Here is a 15,878-nt window from a genome sequence, read left to right as displayed (position 1 = left end):
CTTTGCGGGATGTATCGATCCGCCTCCGGGCTCCGCCAGCCGCATCCGATCCATGCTCCATTCCCTCGCGCGCAGGCCGCCATGCTCGCCGGTCGAGGTTGCCCGGTCGTGAAGCCTTGCCGCCCGGCGCGGCCCGTCCTACGCGGATGGCATGAAAAAGGTGGTGGTATTCGACCTCGACGGCACGCTGCTCGACAGCGCGCCCGACATCCATGCGGCGGTGAACCGGGTGATCGGCCGCCGCGGCCTCGCGCCCTACAGCCTCGATGAGGTGAAGGCGATGATCGGGGACGGCGTGAAGGTGCTGACCGAACGCTTCCTCGCCGGCCGCGGCCAGGCCTATGACCAGGCCTGCCATGACGAGCTGGTGGCCGACGAGGACATCCGCTCCGCGCGGCTGACCGCGCCCTTCGAGGGCATCGCCGAGGTGCTCTCGGCGCTCGAGGCGGAGGGCTGGCGGCTTGCCGTCTGCACCAACAAGCCGGAGGGGCCGGCGCGCGAATTGCTGGCCTCGCTCGGCCTCGGCGGGCGCTTCGCCGCGATCGGCGGGGGCGATTCCTTCCCCGTGCGAAAGCCGCACCCGGACCACCTGCGCGCGACGCTCGCCGCGGCGGGCGGGGTGCCGGAGACGGCGGTGATGGTCGGCGACCATCGCAACGATGTGATGGCCGCCGCCGGCGCCGGCATTCCCTGCATCTTCGTTGCCTGGGGCTACGGGCCGGCCGCGATGGCCGATGGCGCGCCGATCGCCGCGCGCCCGGCCGACCTGCCCGGCCTGGTCGCGACGCTACGGCCCTGACGGGCCGAGCCGCACCAGGTCGAGCCGCATCGCGCCGAGGATCGTCGAGGGGAATTCCACCCTGAGCGGCATCGGCGGGGCGCCGGCGCGCAGGACCGCGATCCAGGCATCGGCCTCCCTCGGTCGGCCGGCCTGGGCGGGATCGTCCCCGCGCCGGAAGCCGGCGACGAGGCGGCTTTCCAGCCGGCAGCGCAGCGCCTCCCCGGTCAGGCCCGGGATCGGGGGCGCGCCGGTGCCGATGGTGCGGGAGTTCCATTCGACGCGCCGCCGCCCGTCGAAGACCGCGCCCGCCATGTCGCATCGCCCGGTCGCACTCGCGTTGCGGGCCAGCCGCACCAGGGCCGAGAGGGTGTCGATCGTCCCGTCGCGCTGTTCCGGCGGGACGGGAATCCGATCGGGATCCTCGGTCGGTTCGAGCAGCGCGAGGCGCGGGGCGCCGCCCAGGTATTCGAGGACGGTCCGCCGCGGGCCACCGCGCCATTCGCCCTCGGACATGTAGCGGAAGGGCTGGACGTCCCGCCCGGCGAGGCCGCCGACCGCCTCGGCCCGCTGTTCCCGCGGCAGGAAGAAGCGGCCGATGCCGCGCGAGCGCGACAGGCTGGCGACGCGGTAGCGGTCGTCGGAAAGGTCGATGCTGAGCTGCACATCCATGACCGTGATGCCGGTCTGGGACAGGGCGTAGGTCGCCTCGATCGGCTCGGCACGCGGCGCCCCGGCACCGAGGGCGGCGAAGGCAAGCGCGACGGCAGCGGCGCGGCGGGGCATGCGGAACAACATGGCGTATCGCGATCCCGAGGCAAGTGGCGCCCGCTTGACACCCCTGATCGCGGCTTCTATGTCCGCGCTCCCTGGTCGGGCGCGTAGCTCAGCGGGAGAGCATTCGCTTCACACGCGAAGGGTCACAGGTTCAATCCCTGTCGCGCCCACCATCCTTCCCGAACATCGATGAACGGATCCTGCAACGGCGGGGTGGTCTTGCGCGTCCGGTGCCGGACGGCGGAACGCCGCCACGGGGTGCGCGGCGGCGTCCGTTTCGGATCAGCGCGGGGTGGCCGGTGCCGCAGGCGCCGCGCCCGGGGCAGCGGGCGGCTGGCCGGGGCCGCGCGGGCCACGGGGACCATCCGGGCCGGGGCCGCGACGGCGGACCTCGTCCCGCGTCAGCGCGCCGTCCGAATTGGCGTCGAGGGCGCGGAAGGCGGCCTCGGCCATCGGGCGCAGCTCCTCCATGGTGATCCGGCCATCGAGGTTGGCGTCGATGAAGCGGAACATCACCAGGCTGCGCTGCTGCATGCGCTCGCGCATCGCCTCGGGCGGCTGGCGGCGGCCTTCGGGGCGGCGGGCTTCGTAATAGGCGCGCAGCTCCTCGACCGTGACGGCGCCGTCCTTGTTGGCGTCGATCTCGGTGAAGCGGGCCTGGACCCAGGCCATCGCCTCGTCCCGCGTCACCCGGCCGTCATTGTTGGCGTCGGCGCGGGCGAAGGCCTCGCCCATCGCGAAGCCATCGCCGCCGCGCGGGCCGTGGTGGTGGTAGCCGGGGCCCATGCCGGGGCCCATGCCGGGGCCCATGCCGGGGCCCATCATGCCCATGCCGGGGCCGCCCGGCGGGGGGCCGCCCGGGCCCGGCTGGGCCAGCGCCAGGCCGGCGGTCCCGGCCATCAGGGCCGCGGTCAGCGCCGCGATCGTCGTTTTCCGCATGGTGTGCGTCCTCTGTGAGGCGGCATCTCGCCGCTGAGGGCAAGATGCCGCCCCCCTGTAACGGCCGCATTGCGCAGGCCGCTTGACAGGGTGAGGAAGCGTAACCCGATCGTGGTCAGGGTGTGCCGGGTTCGCCCAGGTCCCACCACATTCCGGCGAAGGCCAGGATGCCCTCCCGGGCCGGGGCGATCAGGAAATGCTCGTCCGGGCCGTGCTGCTTGCAGCCGTTGTAGGAGTGCGGGACCCAGACCAGCGGCACATGGAGGTGGTCGACGAAGACGTCGCCCGGCAGGCCGCCCGAGGAATTCGGGATGATCTGGACCTTCTTCCCCAGCGAGGCCTGCATCGAGGCCTGCGCCCAGCGCACCCAGGGGTGGTCGGGATCGGTGCGGGAGGCCGGCATGCGCAGCCCCGCATTCTCCACCGCGATGTCCTGGAAGCCGTTGGCGTCGAGGTGTTCGCGGATCGCCTTGCCGAAGGTCGCGGGGTCGCTGTCGACCGTGTAGCGGATCTGCATGTGGGCCCGCGCCTCGGGTGCCACGGCATTCACCGGGTTCTCCGGCCGGCCGGAGATCATCGCCAGCACGATCAGGCTGTTCCAGCCGTAGATCTTCTCGGCGGCCGAGAGGCCCGGCTCGCCCCAGCCCGCGTCGATCGTCGCCGCGCCGTCGCCGCCGCCGACCGGGCAGCCGTCCAGCACCGCCCGCACGGAATTGGAGAGCGCCGGCGGCAGGATGCCGCGCACCAGCACCTTGCCGTTGCGGTCCATCATGGTGGTCAGCGCGTGCGCGAGCAGGATCGCCGGGTCGCGCGTCAGCCCGCCCCAATGGCCCGAATGCACCCCGCCGGGGCGCAGCTTCAGCACCAGGTCGAAGTGGAAGGTGCCGCGCGTGCCGGTGGCGATGGTCGGGATGCCGGGCTCGACGCGCGGTCCGTCCGAGGCGATCAGCACGTCCGCCTTCAGTTCCTCGGCGTTCGCGGCGACGAAGTCGCGCAGGCCGGTGGAGCCGCGCTCCTCGGCCATCTCGAGCACGATCTTCACGTTGAAGCCGAGATTGCCGGCGCGTTCCGCGATCACCGCTTCCAGCGCGGCGATGTTCAGCGCGTGCTGGCCCTTGTTGTCCGCGGTGCCGCGGCCGTACCAGCGATCACCTTCCTCGATCAGCTTCCAGGGCTCGAGGCCCTGGCGCCACTGGTCCTCGAGGCCGCGCACGGTGTCGCCATGCCCGTAGAGCAGGACGGTGGGACGCGCCGGATCCTCGATGCGCGCGGCCGTCAGGATCGGTCCGAAGCCGGCGCGGGGATTGGGCCGCACCTGCACCGTGAAGCCGAGCCGTTCCAGCCAGGGCCCGATGGCGCCGTTGAGGTAGCGGTCGAGATCCGCCTCCCGCCCTTCCTCCTGCGCGGTGGAAGGGATGGCGACGAGATCCGAGAGCAGCGACTTGAAGCCGCCGCCGTCGAAGAAGGAAGCGGCGCGGGAAAGGGCACCGTCGCGCGTGGCCATGGTCTCGCGCTCCTCAGACGATCTGGTTCACGAGGGTCGCCTCGCCGCGCTGCAGGCGGGCGATGTTCTCCATCATGAAGTCGAGGACGTTGTCCTCGTACATATGGGTCTCGCCGCCGGTATGCGGCGTGATCAGGACGTGCGGCATGTCCCACAGCGGGCTGGTCGCCGGCAGCGGTTCGTCGGCCGTCACGTCGAGGGCCGCGCCCTTGATCCTGTGCGCGGCGAGCGCGGCGCTGATCGCGGCTTCATCCACCACGCGCCCGCGCGCGACGTTGATGACCTGCGCCGTCGGCTTCAGCAGGGCGATGGCCTCGGCATCAATCAGCCCGCGCGTCTCGTCGGTCAGCGGGCAGGCGAGGATCAGGAAATCCGCACGCGGCAGCAGCGGCTTGAGGTCGCGGAAGGAATGCACCTCGTCCGCGCCTTCGGCGCCGCCCGACACGTCGCGGCGCACGCCGACCACCGTCATGCCGAGCGCCTTGCACAGCCGCGTGATGCGCCCGCCGATGCGGCCCAGGCCCACCACGACCGCGGTCTTCCCGCCGGCCTCGTCCTCGCGCTTGCTGAAATCGCCCATCATGCCGCGCCAGACATGCTTCGCCTGGTTGTCGCGCGCCTCGGGGATGCGGCGCAGCAGGGCGAGCATCAGCGCGATCGCGTGCTCGGACACCGCATTGGCGTTGATGCCCTGGCCGCTGGCGAGCCGGATCCCGGCCTTCTTCAGCACCTCCCGGTCATACTGGTCGGTGCCGGCGGAGGCCGACTGCACGAATTTCAGCTTCGGCGCGATCTGCGGCAGGTCGTTGCGCCACATGCCCGAGCAGACCAGCACATCGGCCTCGGCGACCTTGGCGTCGAGCTCCTCGCGCGAGCGCACCTCGATGAAGCGGATGCCGGTGTTCCGCAGCGCGAAGCGGTCCGCGAAGCGATAGGCGACATGGGCGAAGCAGAGGGTGAGCTGATCGCGCGGCGGCAACATGGATGAGGATCTCCCGAACCGGATTCGGGCGCGACCGTGACCCCCGGGACGCCGCGGCGCAAGGGGCCGGGGCGATGCCTCAGCGCGTCCGCGTCGTCGCCCCGGTCGCCGAGCCGCCTCCGCTGCCGCTGCTCCCGCCGGTGCCGCCCAGGGCGACCGCGAGCGCGGCCGCGCCGACCAGCGCGACGGCCACGGCGGCGGTCGGCGCGGAGAGGGTGTCGGCGGGCTCGGCGGTGACGATGCGACGCTGGGCGCGGGTGGCCGGGGCGATGCTCGGGCGCGGGGCAGCCTGGCCGCGCGGGGCGATGACCACGCCCGGGCCGGCCGGGACGACGACGGTCTGCATCTGCGCGGCGGCGGGCACCGCGATAGACAGCGCAAACATCGCCAGCAGAATTCTACCCATGGTAGATTTCTTATCATGCCGCCATCGCGGCGGGCAAGGATCTCAGCCGCGCAACGTCTGCCAATCCCCCTCACCGGCGCGGGCCGCGACCTCCTCGACCAGCAGGTCGAGCACCGCCTGGGTCGCCCGGCCCGGCGCGCGGTCGGGGGGCTGGGCGAGGACCACCTGGCGGCGGATCGCCGGGCGGACCAACGGCGCGACGAGCATGCGGCCTTCCGCCTCCTCCCGCCGGATCGAGGAACGGGGCAGGATGGCGAAGCCCAGGCCGCAAACGACCAGGTCCTTCAGGACCAGGAAGGAATCCGCCTCGTGCCGCAGGTTGAGGGGGACGCGGGCGCGGGCGGCCGCGCCCTCGACGATGGCGCGCAGGCCGTGGGGGCGGCTCGGCAGCACCAGCGGCAGGCGGGCGGCGGCGGCCAGCGTGACCGGCTGGTCGGGCGACAGGCCGCTGCCGGCGGGGCCGGCGAGGACCAGCCCCTCCACGAAGAGGTCGCGGGCCCGCAGATGGAAATCCGTGGCTGGGCCGTAGAGCAGCGTCGCGTCGGTGGCGCCGCGCTGGAGCCATTCGATCAGGTGGCCGGTGTAGCCTTCCACCACGCGCAGCGAGACCTCCGGATGCCGTTCCGCGACCCGCCGGGCGAGCGGCCCGGCCAGCACGGCCGCGACCGTCGGCATCATGCCGAGCGCGACCTGGCCGGCGATGGTGCCGGCCAGGGCCCGGACCTCGACCACCGCGCGTTCCAGCTGCCGCATCGGCCCGGCGACGCGGGCGAGGAGTTCCCGGCCCGCCTCGGTCAGCGCCATGCCGCGGCCATGGCGGGTGAAGAGGGGCAGGCCGGCCTCGGCCTCGAGCAGGCGGATCTGGCGGGAGAGCGCCGGTTGGGCGATGCGCAGCCGGTCGGCGGCGCGGCTCAAGGAGCCAGCCTCGGCGATCTCGCGGAAGGTCCTGAGCTGGCGGAGGTCCATATCCGCACCCATAGCAAATTGCGATGGATGCTATCCCTCCTTGCGAATTCCGTGAAGGATTCCGTCGCCGCATAACCGGGCCATCCGAGATGCGGGAGAGGCTTCCATGGATGGTTCGGTTCCGGCCCCGGCGGCGCTCGCCTGGCCCGATGCGATCTTCGCCGAGTTGCAGCGCTGGGGCGTGCGGCAGGTGGCCTATGTGCCCGATGGCGGCCATGCGCGGCTGATCCGCGCGGTCCATGCCGAACCGTCCATGCGGGCCATTCCGCTGACGACCGAGGAGGAGGGCATCGCCGTCCTCGCCGGCGCGGCGCTGGGCGGGCAGCGGGGCGTGCTGCTGATGCAGTCCTCGGGTGTCGGGAACTGCGTGAACATGCTCTCGCTGGTGAAGAGCTGCGGCTTCCCCCTCCTCGCGCTGGTGACGATGCGGGGCGAGTGGGGCGAGTTCAATCCGTGGCAGGTGCCGATGGGCTCCACCACCGAGGCCGCCTTCGGCCTGATGGATGTGGGCGCGCGCCGCGCCGACCGGCCGGAGGAGGTCGCCGAGACCGTCGCCGCCGCCGCGCGGATGGTCTTCGAGGGCGGCAGCGCGGTCGCCGTGCTGCTGGGCCAGCGCCTGATCGGCGCCAAGGTGTTCTGAGGGAGATGAGCATGCTCGACAGGCGGGATGTGGTGGCGCGGCTGCTGAAGGATCGTGGCGAGGCGCTGGTGATCACCGGGCTCGGGGCCGCGACCTATGACGTGGCGGCGGCCGGCGACGATGCGCGCAACTTCTACCTCTGGGGCGCGATGGGCGGCGCGGCGCTGATTGGCCTCGGCCTCGCACTCGCGCAGCCGGACAGGCCCGTGGTGGTGATCACCGGGGATGGGGAACAGCTGATGGGCCTCGGCGCCTTCGCGACCATCGCGGTCCAGGCCCCGGCCAACCTCACCATCGTGGTGCTGGACAACGGGCTCTATGGCGAGACCGGCGGGCAGCGCAGCCACACCAGCGGCGGGACGGACCTCGCCGCCGTGGCGCGCGGCTGCGGCATCGCTGCGGCGAGCCGCGTGACGGACCAGGCCGGCGTCGAGGCGCTCGCCGCGACCATTGCGACGCCCGCTGGCGCGCCGCGCGTCGTCGTCATCGCGGTCGACCCGGCCGAGGCGCCGCGCGTGCTGCCCTCCCGCGACGGGGCCTATGTCCGCGGGCGGTTCCAGGCCGCCCTCGGCCTTGCCGCCTGACCGCCTTGTCAGCCCCGCCGACGGGGCCTAATCCCAGCGGCTACGGGAGAAAACCGATGGACATGCAGACGCCGACCGACAGCCACGCCGAGATCCGCGAGGAAGTGCGCAAGCTCTGCGCCCGCTTCCCCGGCGAATACTGGCGCGAGCTGGACCAGCGCCGCGGCTACCCGACCGAATTCGTCACCGCGCTGACCGAGGCCGGCTGGCTGGCCGCCCTGATCCCAGAGGAATACGGCGGCTCGGGCCTGCCGCTGTCGGCCGCCGCCGCGATCCTCGAGGAGATCCACGCCTCGGGCTGCAACGCCGCCGCATGCCACGCCCAGATGTACACCATGGGCACGGTGCTGAAGCACGGCAGCGAGGAGCAGAAGCGCAAGTACCTGCCCAAGATCGCGACCGGCGAGCTGCGCCTGCAGGCCTTCGGCGTGACGGAGCCGACCTCGGGCACCGACACCACCGCGCTGCGCACCTTCGCCAAGCGCGAAGGCGACAGGTTCATCGTCAACGGCCAGAAGATCTGGACCTCCCGCGCCGAGCATTCCGACCTGATGCTGCTGCTGGCGCGCACCACGCCGCGCGACCAGGTGAAGAAGAAGACCGAGGGGCTGTCGACCTTCCTGGTCGACATGAAGGCCGCCCTCGGCAAGGGCCTGACCATCCGCCCGATCCGCACGATGATGAACCACAACTCGTGCGAGGTCTTCTTCGACAACATGGAAGTGCCGGCGGAGAACATGGTCGGCCAGGAAGGCCGAGGCTTCCGCTACATCCTCGACGGCATGAACGCCGAGCGCATGCTGATCTCGGCCGAGTGCATCGGCGACGCCAAGTGGTTCATCAACAAGGCGGTGGAGTATTCCAAGCAGCGCGTCCTGTTCGGCCACCCGATCGGCAAGAACCAGGGCGTGCAGTTCCCGATCGCCAAGGCCTATGCCGCGATGCGCGCGGCCGAGGCGCTGCTGCAGCAGGGGCTGAAGAAGTTCGAGGCCGGCCTGCCCTGCGGCGAGGAAGCGAACATGGGCAAGATGCTCTGCGCCGACGCCGCCTGGATGGCGGCCGAGGCCTGCATCCAGACCCATGGCGGCTTCGGCTTCGCCGAGGAATACGACGTCGAGCGCAAGTACCGCGAATGCCGCCTGTACCAGGTGGCGCCGATCAGCACGAACCTGGTGCTGTCCTATATCGGTGAGCACGTGCTGGGGATGCCGCGGAGCTACTGACCATGGCCGGCGTGCCAGTCGCCATCGCGTATGACTTCGACGGCACGCTCGCCGAAGGCAACATGCAGGAACACGTGTTCCTGCCGAAGCTCGGTCTCGAGAAGCGCGCCTTCTGGGACCGCGCGAATGCACTCGCCAAGGATCAGCAGGGCGACAAGATCCTCACCTACATGCATCGCATGCTGGTCGAGGCGGCGGCGCATGACATACCGATGCGGCGCGAGGACTGGGCGCAGCACGGCGCAGGCATCAGGCTGTTCCCCGGCGTCGAGACCTGGTTCCAACGGATCGACGCCCAAGCGGCCGCGCGGGGCCTCTCGGTCGAGCACTACGTCATCTCCTCGGGCCTGCGGGAACTGATCGAGGGGACGTCGATCCGGAAGCACTTCCGCGCCGTCTTCGCCTCGGGCTTCCTCTACAACGCCTCGGGCGCGGCGATCGCGCCGGCGATCGCGGTGAACTACACGACCAAGACGCAGTACCTCTTCCGCATCAACAAGGACGCGCTCGACCTGGCGGACGATACCGCGGTGAACGCATATCAACCGCAGGAGCGGCGCCGCGTGCCATTCGCCAACATGATCTTCATCGGCGATGGCGATACGGACATTCCCTGCTTCCGCACCGTGAAGGAACTCGGCGGCCACTCGATCGCCGTCCACCCGGACGGCGACGCCGGCCGCGCGGCGCGGACGCGCAAGCTGATCGCCGAGGGCCGCGTGCATTGCGCCGTGCCCGCCGACTACCGCGAGGGGGCCGAGCTCGAACGCCGCGTCCTCGCCATCCTCGACCTGCTCGCCGCGCGCGAGGCGGTCACAGCACCCACGCCGGAGAGCGAAGCATGAGCGGACTGCGCCCCCTCGAAGGGCTTCTCGTCGTCGCGATGGACCAGGCGGTGGCCGCGCCCTATTGCGCCTCGCGCCTCGCCGACGCGGGTGCCCGGGTGATCAAGGTCGAGCGGCCCGAGGGCGACTTCGCGCGCGGCTATGACTCGGTGGCGAACGGCCTGTCCTCCTACTTCGTCTGGCTGAACCGGGGGAAGGAGAGCGTCTGCCTCGATATCAAGAAGCCTGACGACAAGGCGCTGCTCGAGCGGATGATCGCCAAGGCGGATGTCTTCATCCAGAACCTCGCCCCCGGCGCGATGAAGCGCGCAGGCTTCGGCAGCGCCGAACTGCGCGCGAAGCATCCGCGCCTGATCACCGTCGACATCTCGGGCTATGGCGAGGAAGGCGACTACGCCACGATGAAGGCCTACGACCTGCTGGTGCAGGCGGAAACCGGCCTCGCCTACGTGACCGGCCGCGCGGAGGGCCCCGGGCGCGTCGGCGTCTCGGCCTGCGACATCGCGTGCGGGATGCATGCCTATACCGCGGTGCTCGAGGCGCTGCTGTCGCGCGGCATCACCGGCCAGGGGCGCGGGATCGCGGTGAGCCTGTTCGACGGCATGGCGGACTGGATGTCGGTGCCGCTGCTGCAATACGAAGGCACGGGGAAGAACCCGCCGCGCATCGGCCTCGCGCATCCGTCCATCTGCCCCTATGGCGCCTTCCAGACCAAGGATGGGCACGACGTGCTGATCGCGATCCAGAACGAGCGCGAATGGGCGTCCTTCTGCGCGCATTTCCTGGACGAGCCCGACCTGCCGCAGAGGCCCGGCTTCACCGTGAACAACGACCGCGTGGCGCATCGCCCGATGGTGGACGCGCATATCCAGGCGATGTTCGCGACGCTGACGCGCGAGGACTGCGCCGCGAAGCTGCGCAAGGCCAATACGGCTTACGGCTTCGTCAACGATTGCGGCGGCCTGCAGAAGCATCCCGTGCTGAAGCGCAAGCCGGTGCAGACGGAAAAGGGCCCGGTGCAGATCGCCCTGCCCGCCGCGCGCCTGTCCGATGGCGAGCGCCCCTTCGGCCCGGTGCCCTCGCTCGGCCAGCACAGCGCGGCGATCCGAGCCGAATTCGCGGCCTGAGGCAGATCACGGCGGGCGCCGGAAGAAGGCGAGCGGCATGTGCGGCGTCGTGCGTGGCGCCGCCGCGGTGACCGGCGCGCGCCCGACCATCATGATCGGCGCGGCACGGTAGGCATCGAGCGCCCGCCCCTGCCCGCCCCCGGCCGAGGGGATCACCCGCGCCCGGTCGGCGCCGTTCGCCAGCGAGGCAACGGCCGGCGCCCGCCCCGCGAAGGCCGCGAGTGCCGCGGCTTCGGCGGCCGGATCGCCGCCCGGCTGGCGCAGTTCCTCGGCCCAGGTGGCGGCGACGCGGGCGCGATAGGCCTCGGCGCGGTCGGGCGTCTGGGAATGGTAATGCGCCGCGGCACGGCCCCAATCCTGGCGGGCGGCCTGCAGTTCCGTCAGGAAGCGCGCGGCATATCGGGCATTGGCCAGCGGATCGAAGGCCTGGTCGAGCGTTGCGAAGGCGTCGGGGTGGTGGCGCAGGTTCACCTGCATGCAGCCGATGTCGATCGACCGCACGCCGCCGGCCTGGAGTTGCCGGACCTCGGCAATCGCTGCCTCCCGCGTCGGGAAGAACATGCCGCGGCCCTCGGCGTTGATGGTCCAGGGCCAGGGGGCGAAACGGCCGCTGTCGGGGTCGCGGCGGCCGGATTCCACGCGGCCGATCGCCTGCAGCAATCCGGCGGGAATGCCGGCTTCCCGTTCGGCGACGGCGATCGCGGCGCGGCAGAGATGCGCCGGATCGGCCAGCGCCGGCATCGTCCAGAGCAGCGGGACCAGGAGGCGAATCAGGATGGCGGCACGTCGCGGCATGCCGGGGCGCGGCGCAAGCAGCGTGCCGAACGTCCAGCCGCCGGGCCACGCAACAAATATGCATCCGCATATTGCGGCGCGTCCGTTTTGCTGCGCTGCAAAAAATCCCTTGCGGCCTCATCGAAGCAGGCCTATCTAAACCCCCGCAGCGGCAAGGCATTGCCTCCCGCTGTCTTTCTTGGACGTTTCCTCCCTAAACTTGGCGGTGCCTTCGGGCACCGCCTTTCTTTTTTCCGTCGCCCCGCAGCGGGCGGCGGGGATCAGGCGCGGAGGAAGGTCCAGTCCGCGGCGCAGAGCCGCGCAACGAGGTCGGTCATTTCGGCGACGAAGCCCGCGAAGCCGGGGCTGCGCTCGATCCGCACCTCGTTCATGTAGAGGCCGCGGGCGATCTCGATCTGCAGCGCATGCACGCCGTCGCGCGGCCGGCCGTAGTGGCGGGTCACGTAGCCCCCCGCATAGGGATCGTTCCGCCGCACGCGATAGCCGCGCGAAACGAGCAGGTCCTCGACCAGGCGCGTGGCGCGGGGCGCGCAGGCCGTGCCGTGGGCGTCGCCCAGCACCATGTCCGGCGGGTTGGCCGCCTGGGCTGGGTGGGCCGGCATGGAATGGCAGTCGATCAGCAGGCAGAAGCCGAAGCGGGCGCGCGTCTGGGCGATCAGCTCGGCCAGGGAGGCGTGGTAGGGCTCCCAGCAGCCGCGGATGCGGGCCTCGGCCTCGGCGAAGGTCAGGCGGCGGCGGTAGACCGTCTCCCCGGTCGCGACGATGCGCGCGATGGTGCCGAGGCCGGCGCCGACGCGCGGGCTGGTCGTGTTCACCCAGGGCGGCAGCGGGCCCTCGAACATCGCGGGGTCGAGTTCCCAGGGCTCCCGGTTCACGTCGCACCAGACGCGCGGGAAGGTCGCCGCGATCAGCGGCGCGCCATGGGCGGGGGCGGCGGCGAAGAGCTCGTCGACGAAGGAATCCTCGCTCCGCCGCAGCGCGAGGGGCGCGAGCCGCGCCTCGGCCACCAGCTCCGCCGGGTAGTCCTGGCCCGAATGGGCGGAGGCAAAGACCAGCGGCACGGTCTGCCGCGCCGGCCGGCGGATGACCAGCGGCGCCGTGGCGTCCTGTCCGGGAAGGCTCGGGGCGGGAAGATCCATCGCGACCGACGCTAACCACAGGCCCCGCGCCGTGTCACGCGGCGCGGTTAGCGAAATAGTCAGCAGGCCTGCGCCATGCAGGGACCCGATGGCGGGCAAGGCAAAAGGCGACGGTCGCGCGACCATCGTCATCCGGCGCGAGGAAGGCGGCGAGCACGGGCACCATGGCGGGGCCTGGAAGGTCGCCTATGCCGACTTCGTCACGGCGATGATGGCCTTCTTCCTGCTGATGTGGCTGCTGAACGCGACCACCGAGGAACAGCGCCGCGGCCTGGCGGACTATTTCGCGCCGACCAACCTGCTGGCGCGGTCGGTTTCGGGATCGGGCCAGCCCTTCGGCGGGCAGACGCCGAACGACGACGGCAACCAGACATCGACCACCGGGGCCATGACCATCCAGCAGGGGCGCCTGCCCATCGTGATGGACATCGAGGAAGACGAGAGCGAGACCCCTGCCCGACCGATGCCACGGCGCGAAGGCCCCGAGGGCGCGGAGGATGCCGAGCGGCCGCGCACGGTCACCACCAGCCCGCCCGGCGCGCAGGACGGGACGCAGCCGCCGCGGGGCGGCCCCGCCGAGACGTCCGAGGCGGCGCCCGAGGCGCTGGGCGAGGCGGAACTGCGCCGCGAACTGGCCCGGCGCGAGCGCGAGGCCTTCGACCGCGCGGCCGAGCAGATCCGCCAGGCCGTCGCGGCCGATCCGGCGCTCGCCGACCTCGCGCGGCAATTGCGCGTCGAGCAGACGCCGGAAGGGCTGCGCATCCAGCTGCTCGACGCGGAACGCCAGCCGATGTTCGCCCTCGGCGGCGCGGCGCCGAACGAGCGGGCGCGCGCGCTGCTCGCCCGCGTGGCGCAGGCGACGGCGCGGCTGCCCAACCAGGTCGACATCGCCGGGCATACCGACGCGACGCCGTTCCGCGGCGGCGGGGACCGCAGCAACTGGGATCTCTCGGCCGAGCGCGCCAACGTCACCCGGCGCCTGCTGACCGAGGCCGGGCTGCCCGAGGCGCGAATCCGCAGCGTGAGCGGGCGCGCCGACCGCGACCCGCTGCTGCCGGACCAGCCCAACGCCGCGGCGAACCGGCGCGTGTCCATCACCCTGCTGCGCCAGGTGCCGGAGGCGCTCCCGTGACATCGCTGCTCGGCATCGGCGTGCTCTTCGCCATGGTCTTCGGCGGCTACCTGCTCGCCGGCGGCAAGTTCGACATCATCGTCAAAGCCCTGCCCTTCGAGATGATGATGATCGGCGGCGCGGCGCTCGGCGCCTTCCTCACCTCGAACTCGATGCACGACGTCAAGCACACGCTGGGCGGCTTCGGGAAGGTTGTGAAAGGCGCGCGCTTCCACAAGCAGGACTACACGGAGATCCTCTCCCTCCTCTACTACCTGGTCCGCCTGGCGCAGACGAAGGGACCGATGGCGCTCGAGCCGCATATCGAGAAGCCCGAGGAGAGCGCCGCCTTTCAGAAATTCCCGCGGATCGCGGCCGACCACCATGCCGTCCTGATGATCTGCGACTACCTGCGCATGGTCGGCATGAACGCCGACGACCCGCACCAGATCGAGGAAGTGATGGGCCGCGAACTGAAGAAGGTCCGGGAGGAGGAGCTGCATCCCTCCCACGCGCTGCAGGGTGTTGCGGATGCGCTGCCGGCGCTCGGCATCGTCGCGGCCGTGCTGGGCGTCATCAAGACCATGGCCTCGATCGACCAGCCGCCGGCGGTGCTCGGCAAGATGATCGGCGGCGCGCTGGTCGGCACCTTCCTCGGCGTCTTCCTGGCCTACGGCATCGTCGGGCCGATCGCGACGCGGCTGAAGGGCGTGGTCGAGGAGGAGGCGCGCTACTACGACGTGATCAAGGCGGTGATCGTGGCGCATCTGCACGGCAACGCGCCGCAGGTCGCCGTCGAGACGGGCCGCAAGCTGGTGCCCAGCGCGAGCATGCCGAGCTTCCAGGAACTCGAGCAGGCCCTGCAGGACCTGCAGATCGCCTGACGGTGCGGTTGCGCCGTCAGGCGCCGCCATTCGCGTTGTTGTAGGCGCCACGCGGCGGAATGCTGCAATTGGCGCCCGCGCCGCAGCAGCCTGCGGCGAGAAGGAGGATTGCCAGCACGGATGCAAGACGAAGGGTCATGACACCGGGACCTTACCATCGGTCGGAGCGGCACTTCCCGTGTCGCGGGCCGCACATTAGCCGTCGATGATGCAACCCCGCCAGGGTCGGCTGCGGCCGGGCGTGATCCATGGAAGGCGCAAGACATGACGGCGGGGACCGGCATCGAGGCCATTCGGGGATGGGGCGGCAGTCGGGAACACGTCGTCAGCCGAGGCAACGGCGGTGTCAGCCGCCGACGCGCTGCAGCACGAAGCGCAGCGGCTCGTCCGAGATGTGCAGCAGGCCCGAGCGCGACTGTTCGAGCTCGAGGATCAGGAAGATCGCGCCGCCGACGGCAAGCGAGCCGGCGACCAGCGCCGCGTGGATCACCGAATTGGCCCGCACGAAGAGCCCCATGGCGAGGAACAGCATCGCGAGCCAGGAGACGAGCACCGCGAGGAAGGGCCACTGCACCTGGTCCGTCACGTCCCGCACCATCAGCAGCGCCCGCGCCTGCACGAGCCGCGAGGCGATGGCCAGCGCCTGCTGCTGGGCGGATTGCTGGGCCGGGGTGGCGGTCCGCAGGCCGGCGATCGCGTTGTAGAAGGCGTCCATGCTGGCCGGGTCGACCACCGCGGCCTCGGCGCCGGCTTCCAGCACGCGGCTCGCGATCGCCGCGGCCAGCATGCCGCGCAGGGCGGTCCGGGCTTCCCGCGCATCCGGGCCGACATGAGCCAGCGCGCCGTCGAGGACCATGATGTCGGCGGCGAGCGCCGTCACGCCATCCGCCTGCGCCCGGTAGTGCGAACTGGCCGAGGCGATCAGGAGGCCGAGCACCAGCGTCGCCATGGAGGCGATCAGCGCCTGCACCAGGCGGACGACATCCTTCGATTCGTCGCTGCGGTGATGATCGAGCAGCCGGCGATGCAGCCAGAGGCCGATCAGGCCGGAAAGCAGCGTCAGGGCGAAGACGGCGATACCGACCACGACGGTCATGCGAAACGGCCTCATTCCAGTCGGGCCGCGAATCGAAACGCGCCCCCGGCCGATCATGGCCAGGGGCGCGCGTCGTTGCCAG

At 71.4% G+C, this 15,878-nt stretch carries 18 protein-coding genes and 1 tRNA gene; 9 read left to right on the top strand and 10 right to left on the bottom strand.

From position 1 onward, the window contains the following. The first annotated feature begins 163 nt into the window (after positions 1-163). On the top strand, positions 164-799 hold the full coding sequence (gene gph, locus GWK15_RS17005) for a phosphoglycolate phosphatase (protein ID WP_338147274.1): 636 nt from the start codon (positions 164-166) through the stop codon (positions 797-799). On the opposite strand, the gene GWK15_RS17000 is transcribed toward gph, so the two are convergent. Next, positions 788-1,564 carry a DUF3108 domain-containing protein gene (locus GWK15_RS17000; protein ID WP_168042533.1) on the bottom strand — a complete coding sequence of 259 codons (777 nt, stop codon included), beginning with the start codon at positions 1,562-1,564 and terminating at the stop codon, positions 788-790. The two genes, gph and GWK15_RS17000, sit on opposite strands and share 12 nt — an antisense overlap. A gap of 89 nt (positions 1,565-1,653) precedes the next feature. On the opposite strand from GWK15_RS17000, the gene GWK15_RS16995 reads away from it, so the two are divergent. Next, positions 1,654-1,728 (top strand) — tRNA-Val (locus GWK15_RS16995). Between the two features lie 109 nt (positions 1,729-1,837). On the opposite strand, the gene GWK15_RS16990 is transcribed toward GWK15_RS16995, so the two are convergent. The 5 genes from GWK15_RS16990 to GWK15_RS16970 all read right to left on the bottom strand — a co-directional run bounded on the left by GWK15_RS16990 (position 1,838) and on the right by GWK15_RS16970 (position 6,352). After that, a complete protein-coding gene (locus GWK15_RS16990; RefSeq protein ID WP_168042532.1) occupies positions 1,838-2,494 on the bottom strand; it encodes an EF-hand domain-containing protein in 657 nt (218 codons plus the stop codon). 115 nt (positions 2,495-2,609) lie between these two features. Further along, complete coding sequence (locus tag GWK15_RS16985) at positions 2,610-3,998, bottom strand: M20 family metallopeptidase (RefSeq protein WP_168042531.1); 1,389 nt, start codon at positions 3,996-3,998, stop codon at positions 2,610-2,612. Positions 3,999-4,011: 13 nt separating this feature from the next. Then, positions 4,012-4,980, bottom strand: coding sequence for a D-2-hydroxyacid dehydrogenase (locus GWK15_RS16980; RefSeq protein ID WP_168042530.1), 969 nt, complete (start codon positions 4,978-4,980; stop codon positions 4,012-4,014). A gap of 79 nt (positions 4,981-5,059) precedes the next feature. Beyond that, positions 5,060-5,386, bottom strand: coding sequence for a hypothetical protein (locus tag GWK15_RS16975; RefSeq protein WP_168042529.1), 327 nt, complete (start codon positions 5,384-5,386; stop codon positions 5,060-5,062). A 42-nt stretch (positions 5,387-5,428) separates the two neighbouring features. Continuing rightward, positions 5,429-6,352, bottom strand: a complete 924-nt coding sequence (locus tag GWK15_RS16970; RefSeq protein WP_168042528.1) for a LysR family transcriptional regulator — start codon at positions 6,350-6,352, stop codon at positions 5,429-5,431. Positions 6,353-6,458: 106 nt separating this feature from the next. Here GWK15_RS16970 and GWK15_RS16965 point away from each other — a divergent pair, with 106 nt between their 5' ends. Genes GWK15_RS16965 through GWK15_RS16945 form a run of 5 tightly spaced genes read left to right on the top strand, consistent with a single transcriptional unit; the run spans position 6,459 to position 10,771 of the window. Further along, complete coding sequence (locus tag GWK15_RS16965) at positions 6,459-6,992, top strand: thiamine pyrophosphate-binding protein (RefSeq protein ID WP_168042527.1); 534 nt, start codon at positions 6,459-6,461, stop codon at positions 6,990-6,992. 11 nt (positions 6,993-7,003) lie between these two features. Beyond that, positions 7,004-7,576, top strand: coding sequence for a thiamine pyrophosphate-dependent enzyme (locus tag GWK15_RS16960; RefSeq protein WP_245211698.1), 573 nt, complete (start codon positions 7,004-7,006; stop codon positions 7,574-7,576). Between the two features lie 56 nt (positions 7,577-7,632). Next, on the top strand, positions 7,633-8,799 hold the full coding sequence (locus tag GWK15_RS16955) for an acyl-CoA dehydrogenase family protein (RefSeq protein WP_168042526.1): 1,167 nt from the start codon (positions 7,633-7,635) through the stop codon (positions 8,797-8,799). Between the two features lie 2 nt (positions 8,800-8,801). Then, complete coding sequence (locus tag GWK15_RS16950) at positions 8,802-9,644, top strand: HAD family hydrolase (protein ID WP_168042525.1); 843 nt, start codon at positions 8,802-8,804, stop codon at positions 9,642-9,644. Continuing rightward, the gene (locus GWK15_RS16945) at positions 9,641-10,771 is read left to right on the top strand and encodes a CaiB/BaiF CoA transferase family protein (protein ID WP_168042524.1); all 1,131 of its coding nucleotides are present in this window, start codon (positions 9,641-9,643) and stop codon (positions 10,769-10,771) included. The genes GWK15_RS16950 and GWK15_RS16945 overlap by 4 nt, the downstream gene beginning before the upstream one ends. A 6-nt stretch (positions 10,772-10,777) precedes the next feature. Here GWK15_RS16945 and GWK15_RS16940 read toward each other — a convergent pair whose 3' ends face one another. Further along, the gene (locus GWK15_RS16940; protein ID WP_168042523.1) at positions 10,778-11,566 is read right to left on the bottom strand and encodes a lytic transglycosylase domain-containing protein; all 789 of its coding nucleotides are present in this window, start codon (positions 11,564-11,566) and stop codon (positions 10,778-10,780) included. 260 nt (positions 11,567-11,826) lie between these two features. Continuing rightward, positions 11,827-12,705, bottom strand: a complete 879-nt coding sequence (locus GWK15_RS16935; protein ID WP_168042522.1) for an N-formylglutamate amidohydrolase — start codon at positions 12,703-12,705, stop codon at positions 11,827-11,829. A gap of 88 nt (positions 12,706-12,793) precedes the next feature. On the opposite strand from GWK15_RS16935, the gene GWK15_RS16930 reads away from it, so the two are divergent. Both GWK15_RS16930 and motA read left to right on the top strand, forming a co-directional pair. After that, positions 12,794-13,837, top strand: coding sequence for a flagellar motor protein MotB (locus GWK15_RS16930; protein ID WP_168042521.1), 1,044 nt, complete (start codon positions 12,794-12,796; stop codon positions 13,835-13,837). Continuing rightward, on the top strand, positions 13,834-14,700 hold the full coding sequence (gene motA / locus GWK15_RS16925; RefSeq protein ID WP_168042520.1) for a flagellar motor stator protein MotA: 867 nt from the start codon (positions 13,834-13,836) through the stop codon (positions 14,698-14,700). Before GWK15_RS16930 ends, motA begins: the two co-directional genes overlap by 4 nt. Positions 14,701-14,716: 16 nt before the next feature. Here the strand turns inward: motA and GWK15_RS26350 are convergent, their stop codons facing one another. Both GWK15_RS26350 and GWK15_RS16920 read right to left on the bottom strand, forming a co-directional pair. Beyond that, entirely contained in the window at positions 14,717-14,839 is a 123-nt protein-coding gene (locus GWK15_RS26350; RefSeq protein ID WP_272870054.1) for a hypothetical protein, read from the bottom strand. 207 nt (positions 14,840-15,046) lie between these two features. Then, positions 15,047-15,796, bottom strand: a complete 750-nt coding sequence (locus tag GWK15_RS16920) for a bestrophin-like domain (RefSeq protein WP_168042519.1) — start codon at positions 15,794-15,796, stop codon at positions 15,047-15,049. Positions 15,797-15,878: the final 82 nt, after the last annotated feature.

Source organism: Neoroseomonas oryzicola, from assembly GCF_012163135.1.
Lineage (GTDB): Bacteria > Pseudomonadota > Alphaproteobacteria > Acetobacterales > Acetobacteraceae > Neoroseomonas > Neoroseomonas oryzicola.
The sequence above is the reverse complement of the archived record's forward strand: the minus strand, read 5'-3'. Positions and strand labels throughout refer to the sequence as shown.